Genomic DNA, 22,142 nt, shown 5'->3' with positions numbered 1-22,142 from the left:
GCTGCTGCCGGCTCCCTGGGGACGCCGAGTGTCAGCCGGCCACCGGCTCTATCGCTCGGTGCGGCTTCGTCGCTCAGTAGGCCTCTCCCGGCGCGGCAGGCAGGTGGAGGGTGTGGGCGCCGCTGCTGGCCTTCGTGGAGAGGTAGTGCGCGTTGGCCGCTGACACGTGCACGGCGGTGGGGACGACTCGCGTGATCTCGAGTCCGAGCCGCTGCAGCTGGGCCGGCTTGTCCGGGTTGTTCGTGAGGATCCGGACGCGGGGGGCCTCGAGCGCGAGGAGCATCTGCGCGGCGGCGGTGTAGTCGCGCTCGTCGGCGCCGAACCCGAGCGCGAGGTTGGCTTCGTAGGTGTCGAGTCCGCGGTCCTGGAGGACGTAGGCGTCGAGCTTGGGGTAGAGCCCGATGCCACGGCCTTCCTGGCGCAGGTAGAGCAGGTATCCGCCGGCGGCGGTGATCCGCCGGACCGCCTCGCTCAGCTGCGGCCCGCAGTCGCAGCGCCGGCTGCCGAAGACGTCTCCCGTGAGGCACTCGCTGTGCAGGCGCACGAGTGGCGTGGTGGCGGGTGAGCGCGGTGGGAGCTCGTTTGGCGCCGCCCGGTCACCCAGCCCGAGGGCCACGTGCTCGAGGCCGTCGACGAGCCCGGTGAAGGTGTGGGCCAGCGCCACCGTGTGGAAACCGTCGGCCAGTGCCAGCGGCACCCGGACCGAGGTGCGGACGGTTGCCCGCGGCGGGAGGGTGCCACCGGGCGGCTCGGGACTCGTGGCGGGTTGCGTCATCTGCCTGGCTCCATGTCTTGCTCCCTGTCTGGCTCCGTGTCCTGCCCCGTGTCTGGCCCCGTGTCTGGCTCCGTGTCTGGCTCCGTGTCGGGCTCCGTGTCGTGCGTGCGGGCGAGGCCGGCTGGGCGCAGCGACACCTCGCAGCGCGCGGACAAGGCGTAGCGCAGCAGGGCGACATCGCCGATCTGCCGAAGCTCTGTCAGCGTCGCGCGTCGGTCGCAGTCGAACGGGAACGCCGCGTCGCCGACGAAGCGCGTGGCGTGCGAGCTCCCGACGAAGAACGGGGCGACCACGAGCTGGAGCTCATCGGCGAGGTCGGCGGCGAGCACCTGGGTGTGCACGGTGCCTCCACCTTCGACCATGAGCCTCCCGACCCCACGCGCCGCGAGGTCCGCGAAGACGTGCCGCAGCTCGCACGCCTCACCCACCTCGACGACGGTGGCGCGGCTCCCCACTCGGGCCGAGGCCGCGCCGTATGCCACCGACGGGCAGTAGACGAGCTTCTCCACCCCGTCCTCGGCGAAGAACCGGGCCGTCGCGTCCAGGTCGCCCCTCCTGGTCACGGTGACCTTCGTGGGGGAGTGCGACAGCCCACGGGCCACGCGGTCGGCGCGCCTCGTGGCGGAGCGGACGAGCAGGCGGGGGTCGTCGTGGCGGATGGTCCTGGCCCCCACGAGGATCGCGTCGGAGGCGGCCCGTTCGGAGTCGACGCGGTCGAAGTCCGCGTCGTTGGACAGGAGCAGCCGTTGCGGGCCCGGGGTGTCGAGGTAGCCGTCGATCGACATGCCGCAGCTCAGCACGACATACGGTCGCTTCAGGGGTGCTGCGGACCTCGCACGCGCGGTCACGTCGCCTTCAGGCATGCGCCCTCCCCACAGAGGTCGGCACGGGGAGGCAACCCCTCCGGCGGCGGGCGTGGAGGAGAACCGCGGCTCCCGGCAGGCTGGCGACCATCACGAGGGCCCCGTAGACCGCGGCGACGACGAGGCCGCGGTCGGCACCGAGTCCTGACACGCCGAACGCCCAGGCCGCCGCGCCCTCACGCGGGCCCCACCCGGCGAGGCTGACAGGTACGGCGGCCGCGAGCAGCACCACGAACGCCACCGGGACGAGCTGCACGGACACCGCCGCGACTCCGGCGGCGCGGGCCGCGAGCAGGAACGTGCCGACGTGGCCGACCACTGCCACCAGCGACAAGACGACGGCTGCCGGCCAGACACGAGGTGACAGCAGTGCCCGACGAAGCCCGTAACGCGCATCTCCAGGCGCTGCATCGGCACGGGACCTGTTGCGTCGCAGGCAGGCTCGCATCCCGAGGCCGACGACGACGGCGCCGGCAACGGCCCCACCGACGGCCCCGGGCAGTTCCACGGACGGACCGGCCGGCCAGCGGAGCGGGGAGGGCACGATCGCCAACGCGGCGAGCGCCAGCCCGACCTGCACGGCCTGGCCGACGGCCCGCTCGCACACGACGGCATACGCCCCTCGCGCCACGTCGCCAGCAGCCCGGCCGTGGGTGACCGCGCGGTGGACGTCGCCGGCCACGCCGGCCGGGAGGGTCACGTTGAGGAACTGGGCCCGGTACGACGCGGCCACCGCGTCGGGAAGCGTCAGGGCCAGCCCGAGCCCGCGCGCGATGAGAACCCAGCGCCACGCCACGCACACGGTGGAGACCCCGGCGACGGCCACGGAGGCAGCGAGCGCGAGCCCGAAGGTCGCCGCGTCGACCTGGCGCCAGGCCTGAGCTACCGCTGTCGGTCCCACGCGCCAGGCCAGTACGCCGGCGAGCGCCAGCACCCCCAGCGGACGCACCCACCTGCGGACCCACCCCATGCACGCCTCCTGCGGTCCCTCGAGCCCTCGGTCTGCCGCCCGGCGCGGTTCCCGGCGCCACCCTCGAGGACGCCTTCGGGTCCGAGAGGGTTCAGTCGGGGAGCGCCGCGAGTAACGCCGCGACGTGCCGGGCTGTCCCTGACCACGGTAGAAGGCGCAACCGGCGGGCGGCGGCGTACTGTCGCAGCCGGTCACGAAGGTCCGCGTCGGTCAGCCACGAGCGCAGCCCCGCGGCGAGGGCTGTTGGGTCGCCCGCGGCCACCAGGAACCCCGGGAGGTCCGTGGCTCCGGCGGTGCCTTCGACGGCTCCGTCACCACCGGGCCGTTCACCACCGGGCCCGCGCAGGGTCGAGGGCAGGCCACCGGCGCTGCTCGCCGCGACGGGCACCCCGCGGGCCAGCGCCTCGGTGACGACCATCCCGTACGTCTCGACCCGGGAGGGCTGGACGAGCAGGTCGGCGCACGCATACGCGTGGGCGAGCTCGTCGCCGCGGAGCGGTCCCGTGAAGCTGACCCGATCGGCGATGTCGGCGGCTCGCGCCCGCCGGACGACCTCGACGGCGAAAGGTGCGTCGATCTCGAGGGACCCGGCGCACAGGCAGCACCACGGCAGGTCGGTGAGCGTGCCGAGCGCGTCCATGAGCACGTCCTGGCCCTTGAACGGAGTGACGGCCCCGACGCAGACGAGCCGGCCCCCGGCGGGTGTGCCGGCGGCCGGTGGCGCGAGGTCGACACCCGGCTCCACGACGTGGAGACGAGCCCCCTCCAGCCCGTCCGGTCCGTGCAGCTCGAGGAGACGGTCCCGGGACCACGCGCTCGTCGTGATGACCGCCGACGCTGCGAGCAGCCCCGCCAGCTCACCGGAGCCCCCGACGGGCAGGTGGACGAGGACGACGAGGGCCGTCCGGCGCGCCAGCGGCACCAGGACCTCCGGCGAGCCCGAGGCCAGCAGTCCGTCGACGAGCACGCGCCCACCGGTGGGAAGACGCGCAGCCGCCTCACCGAGCGAGCGACGTCCCGTCGCGTCGGGGACCGGCCACCGGCCGGCGACGAGGTGCTCCTCGACGCTCCAGCCGAGACCCTCCAGCCCCGTCAGGAGGCGCGCGTCGTAGGTGTTGCCGCCGCTGGGACGCGTCGGGTCACTGACCGCCTCCGGCAGCAGCGCGTGCAGGGTCGGCACCGTCGCCCCTCAGACGGTCCGCTCGTACGACGCCCATGCCAGGTGCGACTCGTGGAGGGTGACGACGAGAGCGGTCACCCGCCCGGGTTCGGTGCCGAGCGCGCCGGAGCCGACCCGCTCGGCCAGCCGGTCGGCGACGTGCCGGGCGAGCACCTCGGTGGAGGTGTTGCGCGGGAGACCCTCGACCTCGTCCAGGTTGCGGTAGCTGAGCTCGCCGACGACCTCGTGCAGCTGTTCGGCCGCCAGCCCGATGTCGAGCAGGATCCCGTCGGGGTCGAGCTCGGCTCCGCGAAACGTCGCGTCGACGATGAAGGTGGCGCCGTGCAGTCGCTGCGCCGGGCCGAACCGCTCGCCCTCGAAGCTGTGGGCGACCATCATGTGGTCGCGGACGGTGACGCCGAACATCCGTCAGGCCTTTCCGTTGGTGGTCAGGTCGGTGGTTCTGTGGGTGGTCGGGTACGTGATGGCGTGGCAGATCGCCGGGAGGCTGTTGTCGGCAAGCTGGGAGAGCACGTCGGGCAGCTCCTCGAAGGGCGAGCTGCCCGTGACGAGCGCGTCGAACGCGTCGTCGCGCAGTAGGTCGAGGGCGAGGGCGAGCCGATCAGAGGTGGAGTAGCGCGACTGGCGCGCCGGCGACACGACGCCGACCTGGCTGGCCCGGATGCCGAGCCGCTTGGAGTGGAAGGCGCCGCCGAGGGACAGCTCGACGGTGCGCTCGCCGTACCAGCTGAGCTCGACGACGGTGCCCTCCGGACGGAGCAGGTCGAGGGCGGTCTGCAGCCCGGTCGAGGTGGCGCTCGCGTGGACGACGAGGTCGCAGTCCCCGAGGGGCAGGCGGTCGGCCGCCGGGTTCGCGAAGCCGACTCCGAGGCGTTCGGCGGTCTCGGCGCGTGAGGTGTCGACGTCGACGAGGGTGCACTCGACGCCGGGGAACCGCCCGAGCAGTCGCGCCACGCTGCAGCCGACCATCCCTGCGCCGACGACGGCCACGCGGTCGCCGAGCAGGGGCGCGGCGTCCCACACCGCGTTGACGGCGGTTTCGACGGTGCCGGCGAGAACGGCCCGCTGCGGCGGCACACCGGGGGGCACGACGACGACGGCCGACGCCGGCACGACGTAGGCGGTCTGGTGCGGGTGCAGGCTGAAGACGGTTCGCCCGCGCAGCGCGTCCGGCCCCTGCTCGACGACACCGACGGACAGGTAGCCGTACTTGACCGGCCCCGGGAAGTCCCCCTCCTGGAAGGGCGCGCGCATGGCCTCCCACTGGCTGCGGGGCACCTCGCCGCGAAACACCAGCGCCTCGGTGCCGCGGCTCACTCCGGAGTGCAGCGTGCGCACGAGCACCTCGCCGACGTCGGGAGCACGCACGGTGACCGGCCGGATCTCACCCCGCCCGGGCTCGACCAGCCAGAACGCACGCGCGTCCGTCATCACGGCGTCAGCGTAGCGACGGGTCGACCTCGCGGCGGACCTTACCGGCGGACCTTCCGACGGCCCACACGGCTCGAACCAGGCCGCATGAACCCGGACGAGGCCGGTGGCGTCCTTGGGTACGGCGCGAGTCGGTCCCGCCCGAGCACCCCAGGAGGTGGCGTGAGACGCACGGTTCACCCAGATCTCCTCGTCGGCCTGCTCGCGGCGGTCGGCCTGATCACTGCACTGGTGCTCGGCGGGAGCCTCGGGTGGTTGGGGGTGGCCCTCGGAGGCTCCTGCGCGGCGGCCCTCACCGTGCTCGTGGCCCTCGGACTCGCCGCGTCGGGACGGCCGAGCCCCGGGCCCGCAGACCGCGTCACCCTCACCCGCGCCGTCCTGGCCTGCGGTGTTGCCGCCGTGGTTGCCGACACCTCGACCCACGACGGGAACGAGGGCAGCAGCACCGTGCTCGTCGTCCTGGCCGCGGTGGCGCTGGGGCTCGACGCCGTGGACGGGCGCGTGGCACGGCGCACGGGGACGACGAGCGCGTTCGGCGCGCGGTTCGACATGGAGTGCGACGCCTTCCTCGTCCTCGTCCTCGCGGTCCACGTCTCCCGCGGCCTCGGCTGGTGGGTGCTCCTGATCGGCGCGGCGCGCTACCTCCTGCTCCTCGCCCAGCGCGCGCTGCCGTGGTTGCGCGGCGCGATGCCCGCGCGGCGGTGGCGCAGGGCGGTGGCGGCATACGTGGGGGTGAGCCTCACCGTTGCCGCGTCAGGGTCAGTGCCGCACGAGGTCGCGGCCGCTGTCGTGGGCTCCGCTCTGGTCGCGCTTCTCTGGTCCTTCGGCACCGAGGCGGGCGGACTCTGGCGCCAGCGCGGGTTGCTCGAGGGCACAGACGACTCCGTGCACCGAGACGTCGCGCCTGACGTCCCCGGGCTTCTCGTCCGGGGGAGCGCCGGATGAGAAGCCGGTCGGGGCCGGGACGTCCACCTCGTGTCGTGCGCGCGAGGGGAAGGGCCGGTCGTGCGATTCGGGCGGCTGCAACAGTCGGGGCGACCGCGCTCGTCTGGGTGGCGCTCGTCGCCCCTGACTCGGGAGCGCCCACCGGGCCGGTGGCGCTGCTGCGTGTGCCCGTCGAGGGGCTGGTGCTGGGGGCACTCGTGCTGGCCCTGCCGGCGGCCGGCAGTCGGTGGGTGCGCCGGTGGGTGCTGCCACCGGTGGGGGTGCTCCTCGGCGTGCTCCTGCTGGTCCGGATCCTCGACCGGGTCTTCCGGGAGGTCTTCTTCTACCGACCCTTCAACTTGACCAGCGACTGGCGCTACGCGGCTTCGGGGGTCCAGCTGGTGCGCGACGCATCAGGGCCGGCGGTGGCCGCGCTGGCGGCGGTGGCGGCAGGACTGGTTGTCGGCGGCGTCCTGGTCCTGCTCCCGCTCTCGCTGCGGCGTCTCGCCGCCGTCGCGGACCGGCACCGGTCCGCATCCCGGCCGGTCCTCGCCGCGCTCGCCGCCGTCTGGGTCGTCGCCGCCGTGACCGGTTCTGCGGCGGCGCCCGGCCTGCCGGTCGCGGCCTCCAGCACCGTCGCGCTCGCCGACGAGCAGGCTCGCAAGGCCCTCGACGACGTCCGCGACCATGCCGTCTTCGCCTCGGCCATCGGCGCCGACGGCTTCGCCCACGCCGCTCCCTCCGCGCTCGTCCCTGCGCTCGACGGCAAGGACGTCGTCGTGGTGTTCGTCGAGAGCTACGGCAAGGTGGCGCTCGGTTCGCCGGGCGTCCAGCAGGCCGTGCACGAAGGACGGACGAGCCTTGTCGCTCAGGGCTATTCGATGCGCAGCGCCTGGCTCTCCTCGCCCACCTTCGGGGGATTCAGCTGGCTGGCGCACTCCAGCCTGCAGACCGGGCTCTGGGTGGACAGCCAGCAACGCTACGACCAGCTCGTCACCACCGACCGGCTGACCCTCAGCCGTGTCTTCTCCACGGCGGGGTGGCGGACCGTCGCCGTGGTGCCCGCCAACCAGCACGACTGGCCCGAGGGCCGGGACTTCTACGGCTACGACCAGGTGTGGGACGCCCGCACCCTCGGCTACCGCGGGCCGGGCTTCGGCTACGCGCCGATGCCGGACCAGTACACCCTCTCCGCCTTCGACCGCCTCGAGCTGCAGGCCTCGCCCCGCCGTGCCGTGATGGCCGAGGTCGACCTCGTCACGAGCCACATCCCGTGGGCGCCGCTACCGCGCCTGGTGGACTGGTCGACGCTCGGTGACGGGACCGCCTTCGTGCCGCAGGTCGCCCGGGCCACGCCGCAGTCCGAGGTGTGGCGAACCCCGGAGGGGGTTCACGCCGCATACGCGCAGAGCATCGCCTACTCGATCGACAGCATCGTGGCCTGGCTCTCGCACACCCGTGACGACCACCTGGTGGTTCTCGTCCTCGGCGACCACCAGCCGGCGACCGTGGTCTCGGGCGTGGGGGCATCCCACGAGGTGCCCGTGACGGTGCTGACCCGTGACGCCTTGGTGACGGGGCGCATCGCCGGCTGGCGGTGGCAGGACGGGCTCGCTCCGCGCGCGGACGCTCCGGTGTGGCCGATGAGCGCCGTACGCGACCGCATCCTGACGTCGTTCCGCTGAGCTTCCATCAGCTCCGCTGAGCTCCGCTGAGGTCCAGCCGACTGCACGCTGAACCGGATACCCCTTCGCCGGCGTCATCAGAGGTGTCACCGAACGACGGCCCGCGTGCTGGGGATCGGCTGTGGGGCAGAAAGGAAGGGCCATCATGTCTCTGCGACTCCTGGGTGCAGCAGCGCTGCTCGTCTCCGCCGGAGTGCACCTCTACCTGTGGTTCGACGGGGTGCGCAACCAGTCCGTCGGGCCGATGTTCCTCGTCAACGTCGTGTCCGGCGTCGTCATCGCCGGACTGCTCGTGGCCTGGCGCCACTGGGTGGCGGCGTTCCTGACTCTGGGCTTCGGGGTGGCGACCCTCGGAGCGTTCACCATCGCCTCGACCGTCGGCCTCCTGGGCATCCACACCGAGTGGCGCGGCGGCTCCGTCTGGGTGGCCGCGGTCGCCGAGGTCGTGTGCATCGTCACCGGCGGAGTGCTCCTCGTACGCCAGCGGCCCGTCGTCCTCCACCAGCCGACCCACCACGGCACGCACGCCTGACCCCGCGGCGTGCGGCCAGGCGCGACCACCGTCAGGCCCTGCGTGTGAACGTGAGGTGCGTGACACCGCTGGGGGAGGAGACCGCCTCAACGGCGTAGGCGGTCTCGAGCGCCTCCAGACCGTCCCAGATGCGCACGCCACGACCCAGCACGATCGGCACCTGGACGAGATGCATGTGGTCGACCAGCCCGGCGGCGAGGAAGTCGCGCACCACCGTCGCCCCGCCGCCGATCCGGACGTCCTGGCCGTCGGCTGCCGCGCGAGCCACCTCGAGAGCTTCGGCGGGGGAGGCGTCGAGGAAGTGGAACGTCGTGCCGCCCTCCATCTCCATGGGCGACCGCGGGTGGTGGGTGAGCACGAAGGTGGGGGTGTGGAAGGGCGGGTTCGAGCCCCACCAGCCCTTCCAGTCCGGGTCGTCCTGCCACCCGGGTGGCCCGAACTTGTTGGCGCCCATGATCTCGGCACCGATGCCGGGACCGTGGCGCTCGGCGAAGGCGTCGTCGACTCCGGCCGTGCCGCTCGGGTCCCAGAACCGGGTGGCCATCATCCACTCGTGCAGACGCCCGCCCGCGTGGCCGAACGGCGCCTCGAGCGTCTGCGGTTCGCCCGTGGCAAAGCCGTCGAGGGAGATGGAGAAGTTGTGGATCCGTGCGAGTGACATCCGGCGCTCCTGGGTCGGCGACTGCGGTCTCGAGGCGGCCTCGAGTCGGTCCCGCACAGGGTGTCGCGTGGTGACGCCGTCTGCACCCCGAATGCCGTCAACGGCTCGCCGACCGTGAACCGGCGACCAGGGCGGCGAAGAGCTCGCCGTACTGGATGAGGTGGCGGTCGCCGAGGAACTCTCTCGCCACGCGCTCGTGGGCGGCCGTCCCGATCCGTACCTGGCGTCCGGGGTCCCGGAAGAGGTCGGCGGCGAGCGTGGCGAAGTGGTCGAGGTCCGCGGGGTCGTGGAGCAGCACGCCGCTGACGCCGTCCTCGATCTGGTCCACGATGCCGCCGACGGCCGAGGCGACGACGGGGCGCTCCTTCCACATCGCCTCGGTTACGGTGAGCCCGAAGCCCTCCATGAGGCTCTTCTGCACCACCACGCTCGCGTGCCGCTGGAGCGCGTTGACCAGGTGCGCGTTCTCGTCGACGTCATCCATGGGCAGGCAGCACAGGTGCACCCGCGCACGCGTCGCCGGCGGGAGTGCGGCCCGCAGCTGACGGCACTCGCCCAGCACCTGCCCGCCCTCGGGGTCATCGCTCACGCCGCGGACGTCCGGACCGACGAGAAGCAGGTGCACGCCGTCGGGGAAGTGGTCGACGTGATCGGCGAAACCGGTGAGCACGCCGGCCATGTCCTTGAGCCGGTCCCACCGGCTGACCTGCAGCATCACGGCGGCGTCCGCGGGCAGCGGTCGCTCCTCGTCCACCAGCAGCTCACGGTGGACGCGGACCAGGCCCGAGGTGCCGTTCCGACGCACGAAGGCGACGTTCCCGTCCCCGTCGAGCCGCTCGACGATCCCCGCCCGGTGCAGCGCGCCGCGCACGCTCTCGTCCGCCATCGGGGCGTTCTTCGCACTGAACGGGTCGAGCGACGGCGGGATCACCCACACCCGGGACGCCGGTAGCCACGCCGGCGCGTACTCCCGCCGGGAGAAGACGTATGCGTCGGCGTCCTCGAAGTACGGCCGCAGGAAGGCCCAGCCCCGGCTGCTGTGCCCGTCGGCGCGGTCGGTCCCGATGTGGCAGCGCCAGATCACCTGCGCGCCGAGCGTCCGGAGCGCCCCGGCCAGCCCGACGGTCTGGGGGTCGTGCAGCAGCACGAGGTCCCCGGGCCGGACCCGTTCCTGCCAGCCGTCGAGGTTGCGGGCCAGGACCTCCCGGTAGTGGGCCTCGTCGCTCGCGTCGAGCGCGCCCCGGTCTCCGGCGAAGCCGTGGATCAGGTTGTGCAGCCGCTTGGTCACGGTGAAGAACCGCTCGTCGCCCGTGACGACGACCCAGCGCGTCCGCACCCCGGCGCCCTGGCCGTAGGCGACCAGCGTCTGGAGCATCTCGGCCACACCGCCGCCGCGCTCGGTCGAGCTGACGTTCCACACCGTGCGCCCGGTCAGCAGGTGGGCCGCCCTGTCGGCAGCGGTCTTCAGGAGCGCGACCCGCTCCTCCGGGAGCACCGCGGCGAAGCGATCCAGCGGTAGGGCACCGATCGACACCTCACGCATACTTCATCCTCCTGCACGCGGTAACGGCTGCCACGGCTTCGCTCGCACCCCACCCTCGGGCGACACGACGCCGCAGCTCGGCTCGTACGCGGAAGGGACGTCTCGCGGTGACGCGAGACGTCCCTTCCGTTGCCGGGCAACGCTGTCAGGCCAAGGCCCTCACCTTGATCTGGGCGAAGTCCTCGGTGGTGATCGCGCCGCTGTCGAGCAGCGACTTCGCCTTGGTCAGCTGGTCGACGGGTGTCGAGCTGTTCGACCCGGCGACGCTGCGGACGTACGCGTCGCGCGCATCGGTTCGGCGCAGGGCTCGCTCCATCGTGCGCTCGGCCATGCCGCGGCCGCGGACCATCAGGTAGACGAGGGAGGCGAGCAGGGGAAACACGATGAGGGCCACGACCCACACCACCTTCGCGAAGCCTCCCAGGTCCCTGTCGCGGAAGAGGTCGCCGAGGATGCGGAAGAGCACCATCAGGTAGGCCACGAACAGGAAGGTCCACACCAACAACCAGAAGTAGCTCCAGAAGTCCACGGCGACCCGGTCCTTTCATCACGACGCTTCGACGGCGTCAGCCTGGCGAGGTCATTCCTGACGGGCGACCTCGGCGGCGCCCGCTCAGGCGAGCGCCTTCTGCTTGATCTGGGCGAAGTCGTCGGCGGTGATCAGGCCGCTGTCGAGCAGGGACTTCGCCTGGGCGAGCTGGTCCACACCGGTCGATCCCTGCGGCGCTGCGACGCTGCGGATGTACTCCTCCTGCGCGGCGACCTGGCGCTGGTTGCCCTCCATCTCACGCTCGGCCATGCCTCGGCCGCGGACGATGAGGTAGATGAGCGCGGACAGGAACGGGAAGACGATGAGGGCGACGACCCACAGGACCTTGGCGAATCCTCCCAGGTCCCTGTCCCGGAAAAGGTCTCCGAAGATGTGGAAGAGGATCATCAGGTATGCCACGAAGCAGAAGGACCAAACAAGCAACCAGAAGAAGCTCCAGAAGTCCATGGTGAGACAGTCCTTTCAGAATGACGCGCAAGTGTGGCGGTGAGTGGCCGCCTCCACCACCCAAATCTGTCCCTGTGAAAGATCCGCGTCATCGCTCTCTGCGGACGAGAAGGCGGCTCACCGAGTGTCGGGTTTCCCCCTGCGATGGCGTTCGGGCGGCTCCTCCACGAGCTGCGTGGAAGTCACCTCCAGCCCCAGCGCGGTCAGGCTGCCGAGCACGGCCACCAGCTCCTGGCTGTCGTGCACCCGGACGGTCAGCGTCGTTCTCGTCCCGTCGCTGTCGCACCACGCGGCATACGGCCAGATGTCGCGCTCGTCCACATCCCCGGTCACGGTCACGACGGCATGCATGGTCTCCCTCTCTGTTCGCGGTCCCCTGGGCGTCAGAGCCATAGTCCGGGCGCCGCAGCCGTCTGCGCGTCGCCTGATCGGGGGGAGATGAGCGCCCGGTCCTCGCCTGCCGGGGGGAGTTGTCAGTAGAGCTCGAGCTCGGCGGCGCGGCGGATCGCCGCCCGTCGGCTGCTCACCCCGAGCTTCTGGTAGATGTGCGCGATGTGCGTCTTGGCGGTGTGCAGCGAGATGTACTCGGCCTCGGCGATCTCGGCCGCGGTGAGGTTGGTCGCGAGGTAGTGCAGGATCTCGTGCTCACGCTGGGTGAGCTGCTCGCTCCAGCCCGTCACGTCCTGCCGCTGCCCCGAGGAGATCCGGGCCAGCACCTGGGTCACCGCCGTCGGGTGGGCGGTGCCGTGCCGCAGGTGCGACCTCAGCAGCCCGCGAAGCTGCTCGCTTGACGCCAGGAAGGGACCGTAGAGCTCGTCCGGCTCCGCCGCGGCCAGGCCGAGCTCGAGGGAGGTATGCGCGTCCTGGCGACCCAGCGCAGCGCGTGCTTCCGCCTCGACGCAGCGCGAGGCGCACTCGACGTGCACGAAGCGGTCGGCGGGCACGTGGTCCAGCTCGGCCAGGGCCTCGGTCGGGAGGCCGGCGCGCACGAGCACCGTCGCACGGTGAGCCCCGGCCAACGGGTACTCCGGTTCGGCCGCCGGGCCCCCGGCCAGGGCCACGGCTTCGCGGCTGCGGCCCTCGGCCATGAGCAGCAGTCCCTCCAGCGCGGCGACCATCGAGGGCCACATCGGAGCGCTGTGGCCGGACTCGATGAGCGCTGTGATCTGGTCCACGGCGCGTCTCGCACCGGTCACATCGCCGAGGGAGAGGCAGGTCTTCGTGAGGAAGTTCAGGGTGAGGCCCCGCAGCTCCCAGTCGAAGGGCAGCATCATCGACAGGCTCCGCTCGAGCTGCGCTCGTGACTCGTGGGGGTTGCCACGCCAGTAGTCGAGCCACCCGAGGAACGCGACTGCGGGAGCGAGGGTGGACAGACCCACCCAGCCGCGCTCCTCGGCCCGTGCCAAGAGGCTGACGGCGAGGTCGCGGGTCTCGCTGAGCCGCCCCTCCGCCACGGCAGGGATGCAGGACTCGGCGAGTGCGGTCAGCTCCAGGGCCAGCAGGCCGGTGTCGTGCGCGGTGGCCGCAGAGGAGCGGAGCATCTCGAGCACGAGCCTGCCCTGGCCCTGGAGCCGCGCCTCACCCATCCCGACGAACATCTGGACCGACGCGAGGATGGCAGGCTCCGTGGGGCGCTGGCTCTGGCCGAACCGCTCGAGCAGCGCCGCCCCGGGCTCGACCGCCGCGCTCAGCCCCAGCCCGTATCCGGTCCGGAAGAGCTCCACGACGGCCATCCGGTCCTCCAAGGCTGCCTTGTCCACCGTCGGCAGCGCTCCGCTGGCAGCGCGGGCGGCGTCTATCTCGAAGCCGGCCTCGTCCATCTTTCCCTGCTGGACCAGGATCAGTGCCCGGGCAAGGTGGACGTCAGAGGAGTACGCCGACTGCTCGGGCAGCTGGTCGAGGGCGGCGAGAACCGCGTCCTCGCGGCCCTCGAGGAACAGCTCGAGCCAGTGTTTCGCGAAGATCCCGGACGTCAGGCCACCGTCGCCGGCCGCCGCGGCGTGCCGGATCGCCGTCGGAGCGTCGACGGAGCTCCACCAGGCCGCGGCCGCCGCGTGCTGCGATGTGGCGCGCTCGGGGTGGTCGACGACCAGCCGCCGGTGGATGTGGGCGGCGAAGAGGGGATGCCAGGAGTACCAGGGCTCGCTCCCGTTGTTGGCGCGCGAGAGGAAGAGACCGTCGGCGACGCACTGCTCGAGCAGCACCTCGGCGTTGTGCGTGCCGCGCACGGTGTCGACGAGGGACGGACACACCTGCTCGTCCAAGGTGCTGTCGAGCACGAACTCCCTGACGTCGTCGCTCAAGGACGCGAGCACCTCTGTGGCGAGGTACTCCGCGAGTGCCTGGTCGCGCCGCAGCTCGGTCGGCACCTGCTGGCGCAGGCCGTACTGGCGCGCCGCGAGGACCGCCATGCGCACGCCCGCCGGCCACCCTCCGGTGGTGTGGTGGATGGACTCGACCGTGGCTTCGTCGAGCTCGAGCCCAGCGACACGTACGGCTTCAGCCGTCTCCTCGGGCGTGAACGCCAGGTCCTCGTGCGTGAGGTAGGCAAGCCGGTCGTCCAGCCGGAGCCGCTGGAGACGAAGGGGCGGCACCACGCGTGCGCCGATGGCGATGCGCATGTTGGCCGGGGCCCATCGCAGCACGTGGTCCACGAGGCTGGCCGAGGCCGGGGAGCCGGTGAGGTTCTGCAGGTCGTCGAGGACGAGGGTCGACGGCACGGCGGCGTCGTAGAGGACCTCGAGGAGGGAGTCGACGAGGGTGAGGGGCTCGGCCCGCAGGGTTGACTCCCGCAGCGGGGCGAGGTCTGCCCCGGTCGCCTCGAGACTCGACATGGCGGCTGCGGTGACGAGGTCCGACACGAGGCGCACCGGGGCGCGGTCGGAGTCGTCGAGGGTCAGCCAGATGGCCACGCCGTGCTCCTGCTGGCGGCGAGCAGCCTCGGCGAGGAGCGTCGACTTGCCGTAGCCGGCCATGCCCGCCAGCACGACCACTGGGCGCCGGTCGATGAGTGGCACGAGTCGCGGGCGATCGATGGTGTGCGCGGACGCCAGTGGAGGGGTCATCCGCGCCTGACGTGGTCCGACCATGTCATCCCCGTCGGTGGATGCTTGCGTCTTTCTTCCCTGCCAGCGTAGTGACGCGCACCGGCGTCCGAGCCGACTTCGAGGGTTTGCGAATGTGAGGCCCCGCCATGCAGAGGTACGACATCGTCATCGACGGGGAGCTCACCGCGGACCTGCTCGACCCCGCACTCCCGCTGCGACGACGCAAGAGCGGCAGGGCGACCGTCGTCAGTGTCGACGCCGTCGACGCCGGCGTGCTGGGCCGAGCGCTGGCGCTGCTCGAGTCCCTGGGCATCGGTGTGACCGCGATCCACAAGGTCGAGGTCGCCGGTGGCGCCGAGGACGCAGACGGCATCGAGGACGTCCAAGGCATCGCCGGCGTCTTGGACGTCGAGGGCATCGCCGGCATCGAGGACGCAGAGGGCATCACCGAGGGGCAGCAGATCCCCGGTCCACGTGCGCCGTGACGGGCGTCAGACGACGAGGGTGCGTCAGACGACGAGGGCGGGACGCGTCGGCTCGAAGGGTCGGATCTCGTCGTCGCCGGGCTGGATGATGACGCACGAAGACTCGGGCACCTCGCGCCAGGCACCCGGCAGGTCCCGCAGCGGCTCGGAGACGACCAGGCGGGTGTCGTCACTCAGCCTCCGGAGCATCTCCACCTCCGGGTGCAGCTCGCGCAGCCTGGTGACGTCGGTGGAGTGGTAGAGCGTTCGGCTCTGGTGTGCGGTGGAGTAGCGGAAGGCCCACACCGAGTGCCCGTCGGTGGCTGCCATGGTGGCCTGGACGGGGTTCGGGATGCCGCGACGCTCGGCCTGGTCCTCGACGAAGCCCACGGCGCGCGCCACGCCGGCGATGGGGTCGTCCTCGAGACCGAAGGTCAGGGCCAGGAAGAAGAGTGCCTCGGAGTCGGTCGAGCCCTCGACGTCCGGGTAGAGCGAGGGGTCCACGGCGAACATGAGGTCGCGCTTCAGCTCGTGGAAGCCCGCGACGGCCCCGTTGTGCATCCACAGCCAGCTGCCGTGCCGGAACGGGTGACAGTTGCTGCGCTGCACCGGTGTGCCCGTGGAGGCGCGCACGTGCGCGAACAGCAGGCGCGTGCGCACCTGGGCGGCCACCTCCCGCAGGTTGCGGTCGTTCCACGCGGGTTCGATGCTCTTGAAGACCGCGGGGACGGGTCCTTCGCCAAACCACCCGATGCCGAAGCCGTCACCGTTGGTGGTCGTCGCCCCCATCCGCGAGTGCAGGCTCTGCTCGATGAGCGAGTGCTCCGGCTTGAAGAGGAGGTCCTCCGCGAGGATCGGATCACCTGAGTACACCATCCAACGGCACATGACTTCATTTCAGCGGCGCCCGGAGGGCCGGCTCATCAGCCACCGAGGATGAGTCGACCGCCCGCTCGATGTGGGGGCCAAGCCCTTCGCCGGGGGGAGTCCGACGGGCGGGCGTCACCACCAGTGGCGCGGCTCCTCGGCCAGGACCAGCCGTCCGAGGGCAGCCTCGTCGCGTTCAGCGTGCTCCTGGCGGACGTAGAGCTGCAGGTCGGCCACCCGACCCGCGTGCTCGTCCTCGAGGGCCAGGGGCGCCGGCCCGGTCGCGTGACCCACCCGCTCGAGCACCGTCTCCACGGCACGCCTGACCACCTGGCGTACGCGGAGGGCGAGCGCAGCACCCTCGGGTCCGGTGGCACGACCGTCGTCGACGCGTTCCGCCGCGTCCAGGAGGGTGGCCCGCGCCGCCCACAGCGTCGCCTCCACGGTCCCGACGTGCATCAGGGCGACCTGGTCCGGCTCACGCCCGGGCCTGGACAACCTGCGTGCCACGCCGACGGCGCCGCCGTACCAGACCGCCGCGACTCCGATGCCGCCCCAGGCGAACCCGGGCCGCTCCAGGTACCAGCCGGCAGGACCGACCGGGGTCGCGACCGAGCCGTCGAAGGTCACCGGCCCGCTCGGCACGTCCACGAGCCCGCGGGCGAACCACGCCGACTCGTGGACGGTCACGCCGTTCGCCTCGCCGAGCGGGACGGCATACAACCTCCGCGTCGTCGGGGTGTCCCAGGCGGTGACGAGCGCGTGCGTCAGCGAGCCGGCCAGGGAGCACCACGGCTTGGTGCCGTGCAGTCGGAAGGCGTCGCCGTCCGCCTCGGCCTCGACCCGCACGCCGGGTCCCTCCGCGGCGTAGACGCCCCAGCTCACCTCGCCGGCGACGTCGGCCGGCTCGTGCCCGACCGCGCGAGCCTCCGCCAGGATGGCCAGGGCGTCGAGGTGCGGCTCGATCGCCCGGGCCGCCGTCAGGCTGACGGCCGCCACCGAGGCGAGCGCCTCCCACAGCTGCGCCGTCCGTCCCGACCCGGGCAGCGGGAAGGCGTCGGGACGTCGCCGCGCGAGCGCCAGTGCGGCCATCGGGCCGGAGCCGGCGGCGAGGTCGTCCAGCAGCCCCTCCAACGCGCCGGTCACCTCCGCCGCCTCCGGCACCTCCGCGCACACTCCGCGGTGTCGGGCGGGTGGCTGCCCGCCGCGCTCGCTCAGGCGGACGGCGCCGGTCACAGGAATGCCTGGTGCAGGGGGGCTCACCGCGGTGTCATACCCCCGACCGTCCCCGCCGACGGCCGTTCCCCGAGACGGTTCTGCTCGGCAGGGTGGTTCGCGTCGCCAGCGCGGGTACGCGACCATCGACCCACACCCACCCGGACCCTCGCCAGCCAAGGGCGAGAGCAGGTCGACACCAGGAGGAAGCACCTTGATCTTCATCACCGCGAAGTTCGCCGTGAAGCCGGAGCACGCCGACGACTGGCCGCAGATCTCCCGGGCGTTCACGGAGGCCACCCGCGCCGAGGAGGGCTGTCTGTGGTTCGACTGGTCCCGCAGCCTCGACGACCCGACCGAGTACGTGCTCGTCGAGGCCTTCCGTGACGACGCCGCAGGTGGCGCGCACGTGCAGAGCGACCACTTCTCGCAGGCGACCTCGACCCTTCCCGCGTACCTGTCCGCCACGCCGAAGATCGTCAACACGACGGTGGAGGGGACGCAGTGGTCAGAGCTCGGCGAGATGGCCGTCGAGAAGTAGCCGGAGAGGGGCTGTACGGCAGCCGAAGGGCTACGCGCAGAGCGGGTTTCACACTCGGGCCGGCCGTCCGCTATGGTCTACCTCGCACCCCGGGCCCAACGGCTCGGAGCTTGGCAGGCGGACGTAGCTCAGTTGGTAGAGCGCAACCTTGCCAAGGTTGAGGTCGCCGGTTCGAGCCCGGTCGTCCGCTCCGCTGGAAGGGCCCGTCGACTCACGTCGGCGGGCCCTTCCGCTTGTCTCCGGGAGCAGGCGCGCGGCCTCCCGCAGCAGCAGGCGAGCGCGTGCCGCACCGGGTCGTATGCCGTGTGCCCCCTCGCGGGTCCGTAGTCTGTCGACCATGGCTGCGTCGAGCAAGACCCCCGCCGTGGAGCTCGAGGTCGGCGACCACACGGTGCGCCTGTCCAACCCGGACCGCGTCTACTTCTCGGAGCGCGGCGAGACCAAGCGCGACCTGGCCGACTACTACCTGTCGGTGGGCCCGGGGATCGTCAACGCGCTGCGCGAGCGGCCGTGCATGCTGCACCGGTTCCCCAAGGGCGTGGACGGGCAGAAGGTGCACCAGAAGCGCCTGCCTGCGGGCGCACCCCCGTGGGTGCAGACGGTGCGGCTGCACTTCCCGCGCTACGGCCTGCACGCCGACGAGCTGTGCGTGACGCAGCTGGCCGACGTCATCTGGGCCGTGCAGATGTCCACGGTCGAGTTCCACCCCTGGAACAGCCGGCGGGCCGACACCGAGAAGCCCGACGAGTGGCGCATCGACCTCGACCCGATGCCCGAGTGCGGCTTCGACACGGTGCGACGGGCGGCGGCCACGACCCACGAGATCCTCGACGAGCTCGGCGCCGTGGGCTGGCCCAAGACGTCAGGCGGTGCTGGCCTGCACGTCTACGTCCGCATCGCCCCCGAGTGGGGTTTCAAGGACGTCCGCCGCGGAGCGCTGGCCTTCGCGCGCGAGGTGGAGCGGCGGATGCCCGACGAGGTCACGACGACGTGGTGGCGTCGGGACCGCTCGCCCAAGGATCTCTTCGTCGACTACAACCAGAACGCCCGCGACCACACCATCGCGGCTGCCTACAGCGTCCGGGGCAACCCCCGGGGCACCGTCTCGGCACCACTGCGCTGGGACGAGATCCCCGACGCCGAGCCACGCGACTTCACCATCGCGACCATGCCGGACCGCTTCAAGAGGCTGGGCGACCTGCACGCCGGCATCGACGAGGCGGTCTTCGACTTCCGCCCGCTGCTCGAGTGGGCCGAGCGTGACGAGCGCAGCGGCAAGGACGTCCCACCCGAGCCCGACGAGGGCTCGGGCTGAGCTCTGAGGGCCCACCCATCCGACGCGGCCGCCGCTTCGAACCCCCACCACCGACCGAGCACAGAGGAGACACCGTGACGGTGCTGCACGACTTCAAGGCCACCGCCCTCGACGGGACGGAGGTCTCGCTGGACGCGTACTCCGGCGACGTCGTCCTCGTCGTCAACACGGCCAGCGAGTGCGGCTACACGCCACAGCTGGCGGGGCTCGAGACGCTCCACGAGACCTTCCGCGACCGCGGCTTCACGGTCCTCGGGTTCCCGTGCAACCAGTTCGGCGGCCAGGAGCCGGGCACCGAGGAGGAGATCGGGGCCTTCTGCCTCAAGAACTACGGGGTGACCTTCCCGCTGTTCGCCAAGGTCGAGGTGAACGGGCCGGGGGAGCACCCGCTCTTCACGTGGCTCAAGTCCGAGAAGGTGGGCCTGCTCGGCGCGAGCATTAAGTGGAACTTCACCAAGTTCCTCGTCGGGCGGGACGGCGCGGTCATCGGCCGCTACGCGCCGACCACCGAGCCCGGCGACCTCGCCGACGACATCGAGAAGGCCCTCGGGGCCCGGTAGGCCCACCCCCTAGGATCGGCGGGTGGACCAGGCCCGCTTCGTCGACCGGGACGCCCACGGCGTCCTCGACGTCCGCCACGGCCAGGACGCCCTCGAGGCGATCTCCGGCGACGGGTTCTGGGTCGTCGTCGCCACCTTCGAGGGCGAGGTGACGGCGGTGCGTTTCGAGCACGTGACCAAGCGGCCGTATGCCGTCACGTCCGGCCACGTCGTCGACCCGGGGCCCGCGGCGGGCTGGCACCCGCTCGACCGGCGCTGGCACAGCTCGCTCGACCGGACGGCATACGTGGGCGCGGTGCAGGAGGTGCAGCGTCGCATCGCGGCGGGCACCGTCTACCAGGTGAACGTCTGCCGGGTGCTCAGCCACGAGCTCTCGGCCGACGCAGATCTCGATGCGCTGGACCTGCTTGTGCGAGTAGGCAACCCGTCACCGCATGGCGCTCGCATCCGGTGCGAGGCGGCCGGGCTCGACGTCGTGAGCGCCTCGCCGGAGCTCTACCTCTCGCGGCACGGCCGGCGACTCGTGACGCGCCCGATCAAGGGCACCGCCACCACGGCCGACGCGATGCTCCCGAAGGACCATGCGGAGAACGTCATGATCGTCGACCTCATGCGCAACGACCTCTCCGGCGTCTGCGACCCGGGGACCGTGTCCGTCGACGCGCTGTGCGAGCTGGAGGAGCACCCGGGGCTCGTGCACCTCGTGTCCACGGTCAGCGGCCAGCTGCGCGAGGACGCCTCCTGGCCCGACGTCTTCGCGGCCGCCTACCCACCCGGCTCGGTGTCGGGGGCCCCGAAGTCGAGCGCCCTGGCCGCCATCCGCGACCTCGAGACGGCGCCGCGCGGGCCCTACTGCGGGGCGGTCGGCTGGGTCGACGCCGGGGCGGACGAGGCCGTCCTGGCCGTCGGCATCCGCACCTTCTGGGCCGAGTGTGACGACGGCGGCCGGCGCTGGTTGCGCTTCGGTACCGGCGCGGGCATCACCTGGCACTCGGACCCGGCGGGGGAGTGGGCCGAGACCGAGCTCAAGGCGGCCCGGTTGATCGGGCTGGCCGCAGGCGCTGTGACACCATGAACCCTCGCGGTCGGCCGCCCTCCCGGCGGTTGCGAGGTCCGGAGGAGAGGGACGTGCACATGAGCAGCACCACACGCGTCTGGGTGAACGGGAACCTCGTCGACCCGGACGGCCCCTCCGTGTCGGCCCTCGACCACGCGGTCACCGTCGGCGACGGGGTCTTCGAGACCGCCAAGATCGTCCACGGCCGGCCGTTCGCGCTGACGCGCCACCACAGGCGGCTCGAGCGGTCCGCGGCGGGCCTGGGGCTGCCGCCCCTGGACCTTCCCCTGCTGGACAAGGGAGTCGCCGCAGTCCTCGATGGTCCGGCCATCGACTTCGGTCGCCTCCGCTACAGCGTCACGGGTGGCCCCGGACCGCTCGGCTCCGACCGCGGTGACACGGCGATGACGTACATCGTGCTGGCCGCGCCACAGGCCCTTCCGCCGCAGAGCGGCAAGCTGACCGTCGTGCCGTGGACCCGCAACGAGCGCTCGGCCGTGGTGGGGCTCAAGACCACCTCGTACGCCGAGAATGTCGTGGCGCTGGCCCGGGCCAAGCAGGAGGGCGCCGTCGAGGCGGTCTTCGCCAACACGCGCGGGGAGCTGTGCGAGTGCACCGGCAGCAACGTCTTCGTCGTCGTCGACGGCACCGTGCTCACCCCGCCGACCGACTGCGGCCTGCTGCCCGGCATCACGCGGCAGCTGACGATCGAGTGGGGCCGGGCCGCCGGCATCGAGATCCGCGAGGAGGCGCTGCCGCTCGACATCCTCCACACGGCCGACGAGGTCTTCATCACCAGCACCACCAAGGACGTCCTGCCCATCCACGCCGTCGACGAGCGCATCCTGCCCGTCGAGCACCCGGTGACCGACGAGCTGCAGCGGGTGTTCCGCAGCAACTCCGAACGGGACAGCGACCCGTGACGCCTCCGGGGGGGACCCGCGACCGCCCGGGGGAGGGCGAGCGCACGCCGGTCGACTACTCCGACGCGGGCGTCACGCTCGACGCCGACGAGGACCGCTGGGCCTGGCGGGCCCGGCTGCGCCGCAACCCGGTCACGCACGCGATCTGGCGCACCGCCGTCGGCGTCGTCGGGGTGCTCGTCACCGTCGCCGGCCTCATCATGGTGCCGGCACCGGGCCCGGGGTGGCTCGTCGTCTTCTTCGGGCTGCTGATCCTCGCCAGCGAGTTCGAGTTCGCCCAGCGCTGGCTCGACTTCGCCAAGCGCCACGTGAGCCGTTGGAACGACTGGATCATGTCGCAGGCGGTCTGGGTGCGCGGCCTCGTGGCGCTCGGCACGCTCGTCATCGTCTGGGTCGTGGTCTGGGGCTACCTCGCCGTGGCGGGCATCCCGCAGTTCGTGCCCGAGTGGGCGGAAGAGCTGCTGACGCAGGTGCCCGGAGTCGACTGAGTGCCGCGGCGCGCACCGGCCGCCGCACGGGTTGTCCGCCGTCACCACGGACCGATTACCGCGTCGACGTCCCTTGCGGCTATTGTTTGCAACCGTCGCCCCGA

The 22,142-nt window shown here is 72.2% G+C and carries 24 protein-coding genes and 1 tRNA gene; 11 read left to right on the top strand and 14 right to left on the bottom strand.

Annotated elements, in window-relative coordinates:
* Positions 1-73: 73 nt before the first annotated feature.
* From ribA to LQK93_RS18475, 6 genes are all read right to left on the bottom strand, one after another.
* Positions 74-775: a GTP cyclohydrolase II gene (gene ribA, locus LQK93_RS18500; RefSeq protein ID WP_374969229.1), complete on the bottom strand. Its 702-nt coding sequence runs from the start codon at positions 773-775 to the stop codon at positions 74-76.
* Complete coding sequence (locus LQK93_RS18495) at positions 772-1,638, bottom strand: RibD family protein (protein ID WP_374969228.1); 867 nt, start codon at positions 1,636-1,638, stop codon at positions 772-774. The genes ribA and LQK93_RS18495 overlap by 4 nt, the downstream gene beginning before the upstream one ends.
* Positions 1,631-2,608, bottom strand: a complete 978-nt coding sequence (locus LQK93_RS18490; RefSeq protein ID WP_374969227.1) for a YbhN family protein — start codon at positions 2,606-2,608, stop codon at positions 1,631-1,633. The genes LQK93_RS18495 and LQK93_RS18490 overlap by 8 nt, the downstream gene beginning before the upstream one ends.
* Before the next feature lie 91 nt (positions 2,609-2,699).
* Positions 2,700-3,788, bottom strand: a complete 1,089-nt coding sequence (locus LQK93_RS18485) for a glycosyltransferase family 4 protein (RefSeq protein WP_374969226.1) — start codon at positions 3,786-3,788, stop codon at positions 2,700-2,702.
* A gap of 9 nt (positions 3,789-3,797) precedes the next feature.
* Positions 3,798-4,193, bottom strand: a complete 396-nt coding sequence (locus tag LQK93_RS18480; RefSeq protein ID WP_374969225.1) for a 6-pyruvoyl tetrahydropterin synthase family protein — start codon at positions 4,191-4,193, stop codon at positions 3,798-3,800.
* A 3-nt stretch (positions 4,194-4,196) separates the two neighbouring features.
* The gene (locus tag LQK93_RS18475; RefSeq protein ID WP_374971542.1) at positions 4,197-5,219 is read right to left on the bottom strand and encodes a zinc-binding alcohol dehydrogenase; all 1,023 of its coding nucleotides are present in this window, start codon (positions 5,217-5,219) and stop codon (positions 4,197-4,199) included.
* A 162-nt stretch (positions 5,220-5,381) separates the two neighbouring features.
* Between LQK93_RS18475 and LQK93_RS18470 the strand changes: the two genes are divergently transcribed.
* From LQK93_RS18470 to LQK93_RS18460, 3 genes are all read left to right on the top strand, one after another.
* A complete protein-coding gene (locus LQK93_RS18470) occupies positions 5,382-6,164 on the top strand; it encodes a CDP-alcohol phosphatidyltransferase family protein (protein WP_374969224.1) in 783 nt (260 codons plus the stop codon).
* Positions 6,165-6,271: 107 nt separating this feature from the next.
* Positions 6,272-7,828: a CDP-alcohol phosphatidyltransferase gene (locus LQK93_RS18465; RefSeq protein WP_374969223.1), complete on the top strand. Its 1,557-nt coding sequence runs from the start codon at positions 6,272-6,274 to the stop codon at positions 7,826-7,828.
* A gap of 145 nt (positions 7,829-7,973) precedes the next feature.
* The gene (locus LQK93_RS18460; protein ID WP_374969222.1) at positions 7,974-8,360 is read left to right on the top strand and encodes a hypothetical protein; all 387 of its coding nucleotides are present in this window, start codon (positions 7,974-7,976) and stop codon (positions 8,358-8,360) included.
* 31 nt (positions 8,361-8,391) lie between these two features.
* Here the strand turns inward: LQK93_RS18460 and LQK93_RS18455 are convergent, their stop codons facing one another.
* The 6 genes from LQK93_RS18455 to LQK93_RS18430 all read right to left on the bottom strand — a co-directional run bounded on the left by LQK93_RS18455 (position 8,392) and on the right by LQK93_RS18430 (position 14,626).
* Complete coding sequence (locus LQK93_RS18455) at positions 8,392-9,021, bottom strand: dihydrofolate reductase family protein (RefSeq protein ID WP_374969221.1); 630 nt, start codon at positions 9,019-9,021, stop codon at positions 8,392-8,394.
* A gap of 97 nt (positions 9,022-9,118) precedes the next feature.
* The gene (locus LQK93_RS18450; protein WP_374969220.1) at positions 9,119-10,564 is read right to left on the bottom strand and encodes a glycosyltransferase; all 1,446 of its coding nucleotides are present in this window, start codon (positions 10,562-10,564) and stop codon (positions 9,119-9,121) included.
* A 145-nt stretch (positions 10,565-10,709) separates the two neighbouring features.
* Complete coding sequence (locus tag LQK93_RS18445) at positions 10,710-11,093, bottom strand: SHOCT domain-containing protein (protein ID WP_374969219.1); 384 nt, start codon at positions 11,091-11,093, stop codon at positions 10,710-10,712.
* Positions 11,094-11,177: 84 nt separating this feature from the next.
* Complete coding sequence (locus LQK93_RS18440; protein ID WP_374969218.1) at positions 11,178-11,561, bottom strand: SHOCT domain-containing protein; 384 nt, start codon at positions 11,559-11,561, stop codon at positions 11,178-11,180.
* Between the two features lie 117 nt (positions 11,562-11,678).
* Entirely contained in the window at positions 11,679-11,894 is a 216-nt protein-coding gene (locus tag LQK93_RS18435; RefSeq protein ID WP_374969217.1) for a hypothetical protein, read from the bottom strand.
* Positions 11,895-12,034: 140 nt separating this feature from the next.
* Positions 12,035-14,626: a LuxR C-terminal-related transcriptional regulator gene (locus tag LQK93_RS18430; protein ID WP_374969216.1), complete on the bottom strand. Its 2,592-nt coding sequence runs from the start codon at positions 14,624-14,626 to the stop codon at positions 12,035-12,037.
* 128 nt (positions 14,627-14,754) lie between these two features.
* On the opposite strand from LQK93_RS18430, the gene LQK93_RS18425 reads away from it, so the two are divergent.
* Positions 14,755-15,093, top strand: a complete 339-nt coding sequence (locus LQK93_RS18425) for a hypothetical protein (protein WP_374969215.1) — start codon at positions 14,755-14,757, stop codon at positions 15,091-15,093.
* 24 nt (positions 15,094-15,117) lie between these two features.
* Here the strand turns inward: LQK93_RS18425 and LQK93_RS18420 are convergent, their stop codons facing one another.
* Positions 15,118-15,948 carry a class II glutamine amidotransferase gene (locus LQK93_RS18420; RefSeq protein ID WP_374969214.1) on the bottom strand — a complete coding sequence of 277 codons (831 nt, stop codon included), beginning with the start codon at positions 15,946-15,948 and terminating at the stop codon, positions 15,118-15,120.
* A gap of 126 nt (positions 15,949-16,074) precedes the next feature.
* A complete protein-coding gene (locus LQK93_RS18415; protein WP_374969213.1) occupies positions 16,075-17,085 on the bottom strand; it encodes an acyl-CoA dehydrogenase family protein in 1,011 nt (336 codons plus the stop codon).
* Between the two features lie 283 nt (positions 17,086-17,368).
* Here LQK93_RS18415 and LQK93_RS18410 point away from each other — a divergent pair, with 283 nt between their 5' ends.
* The 7 genes from LQK93_RS18410 (at position 17,369) to LQK93_RS18380 (ending at position 22,038) form a co-directional block, all read left to right on the top strand.
* A complete protein-coding gene (locus tag LQK93_RS18410; protein WP_374969212.1) occupies positions 17,369-17,695 on the top strand; it encodes a putative quinol monooxygenase in 327 nt (108 codons plus the stop codon).
* A 117-nt stretch (positions 17,696-17,812) separates the two neighbouring features.
* A tRNA-Gly gene (locus tag LQK93_RS18405) sits at positions 17,813-17,885 on the top strand.
* A gap of 147 nt (positions 17,886-18,032) precedes the next feature.
* Positions 18,033-19,010, top strand: coding sequence for a non-homologous end-joining DNA ligase (gene ligD, locus LQK93_RS18400; RefSeq protein WP_374969211.1), 978 nt, complete (start codon positions 18,033-18,035; stop codon positions 19,008-19,010).
* A gap of 74 nt (positions 19,011-19,084) precedes the next feature.
* On the top strand, positions 19,085-19,570 hold the full coding sequence (locus tag LQK93_RS18395) for a glutathione peroxidase (RefSeq protein WP_374969210.1): 486 nt from the start codon (positions 19,085-19,087) through the stop codon (positions 19,568-19,570).
* Between the two features lie 22 nt (positions 19,571-19,592).
* The gene (locus LQK93_RS18390) at positions 19,593-20,645 is read left to right on the top strand and encodes a chorismate-binding protein (protein ID WP_374969209.1); all 1,053 of its coding nucleotides are present in this window, start codon (positions 19,593-19,595) and stop codon (positions 20,643-20,645) included.
* A gap of 59 nt (positions 20,646-20,704) precedes the next feature.
* Positions 20,705-21,550, top strand: a complete 846-nt coding sequence (locus tag LQK93_RS18385; RefSeq protein ID WP_374969208.1) for an aminotransferase class IV — start codon at positions 20,705-20,707, stop codon at positions 21,548-21,550.
* Entirely contained in the window at positions 21,547-22,038 is a 492-nt protein-coding gene (locus tag LQK93_RS18380; protein ID WP_374969207.1) for a TIGR02611 family protein, read from the top strand. The genes LQK93_RS18385 and LQK93_RS18380 overlap by 4 nt, the downstream gene beginning before the upstream one ends.
* Positions 22,039-22,142 lie beyond the last annotated feature (104 nt).

The sequence above is a fragment of the Terrabacter sp. BE26 genome, assembly GCF_041941675.1.
Lineage (GTDB): Bacteria > Actinomycetota > Actinomycetes > Actinomycetales > Dermatophilaceae > Terrabacter.
The sequence above is the reverse complement of the archived record's forward strand: the minus strand, read 5'-3'. Positions and strand labels throughout refer to the sequence as shown.

Bases quoted from the DNA above. Each gene is read 5' to 3' on its own strand.
- LQK93_RS18475 (WP_374971542.1), bottom strand. From the start codon at position 5,219: ATGACGGACGCGCGTGCGTTCTGGCTGGTCGAGCCCGGGCGGGGTGAG.
- LQK93_RS18455 (WP_374969221.1), bottom strand. From the start codon at position 9,021: ATGTCACTCGCACGGATCCACAACTTCTCCATCTCCCTCGACGGCTTT.
- ligD (WP_374969211.1), top strand. From the start codon at position 18,033: ATGGCTGCGTCGAGCAAGACCCCCGCCGTGGAGCTCGAGGTCGGCGAC.
- LQK93_RS18425 (WP_374969215.1), top strand. From the start codon at position 14,755: ATGCAGAGGTACGACATCGTCATCGACGGGGAGCTCACCGCGGACCTG.
- LQK93_RS18430 (WP_374969216.1), bottom strand. From the start codon at position 14,626: ATGACCCCTCCACTGGCGTCCGCGCACACCATCGATCGCCCGCGACTC.
- LQK93_RS18490 (WP_374969227.1), bottom strand. From the start codon at position 2,608: ATGGGGTGGGTCCGCAGGTGGGTGCGTCCGCTGGGGGTGCTGGCGCTC.
- LQK93_RS18440 (WP_374969218.1), bottom strand. From the start codon at position 11,561: ATGGACTTCTGGAGCTTCTTCTGGTTGCTTGTTTGGTCCTTCTGCTTC.
- LQK93_RS18450 (WP_374969220.1), bottom strand. From the start codon at position 10,564: ATGCGTGAGGTGTCGATCGGTGCCCTACCGCTGGATCGCTTCGCCGCG.
- LQK93_RS18460 (WP_374969222.1), top strand. From the start codon at position 7,974: ATGTCTCTGCGACTCCTGGGTGCAGCAGCGCTGCTCGTCTCCGCCGGA.
- LQK93_RS18385 (WP_374969208.1), top strand. From the start codon at position 20,705: ATGAGCAGCACCACACGCGTCTGGGTGAACGGGAACCTCGTCGACCCG.
- LQK93_RS18495 (WP_374969228.1), bottom strand. From the start codon at position 1,638: ATGCCTGAAGGCGACGTGACCGCGCGTGCGAGGTCCGCAGCACCCCTG.
- ribA (WP_374969229.1), bottom strand. From the start codon at position 775: ATGACGCAACCCGCCACGAGTCCCGAGCCGCCCGGTGGCACCCTCCCG.
- LQK93_RS18480 (WP_374969225.1), bottom strand. From the start codon at position 4,193: ATGTTCGGCGTCACCGTCCGCGACCACATGATGGTCGCCCACAGCTTC.
- LQK93_RS18420 (WP_374969214.1), bottom strand. From the start codon at position 15,948: ATGGTGTACTCAGGTGATCCGATCCTCGCGGAGGACCTCCTCTTCAAG.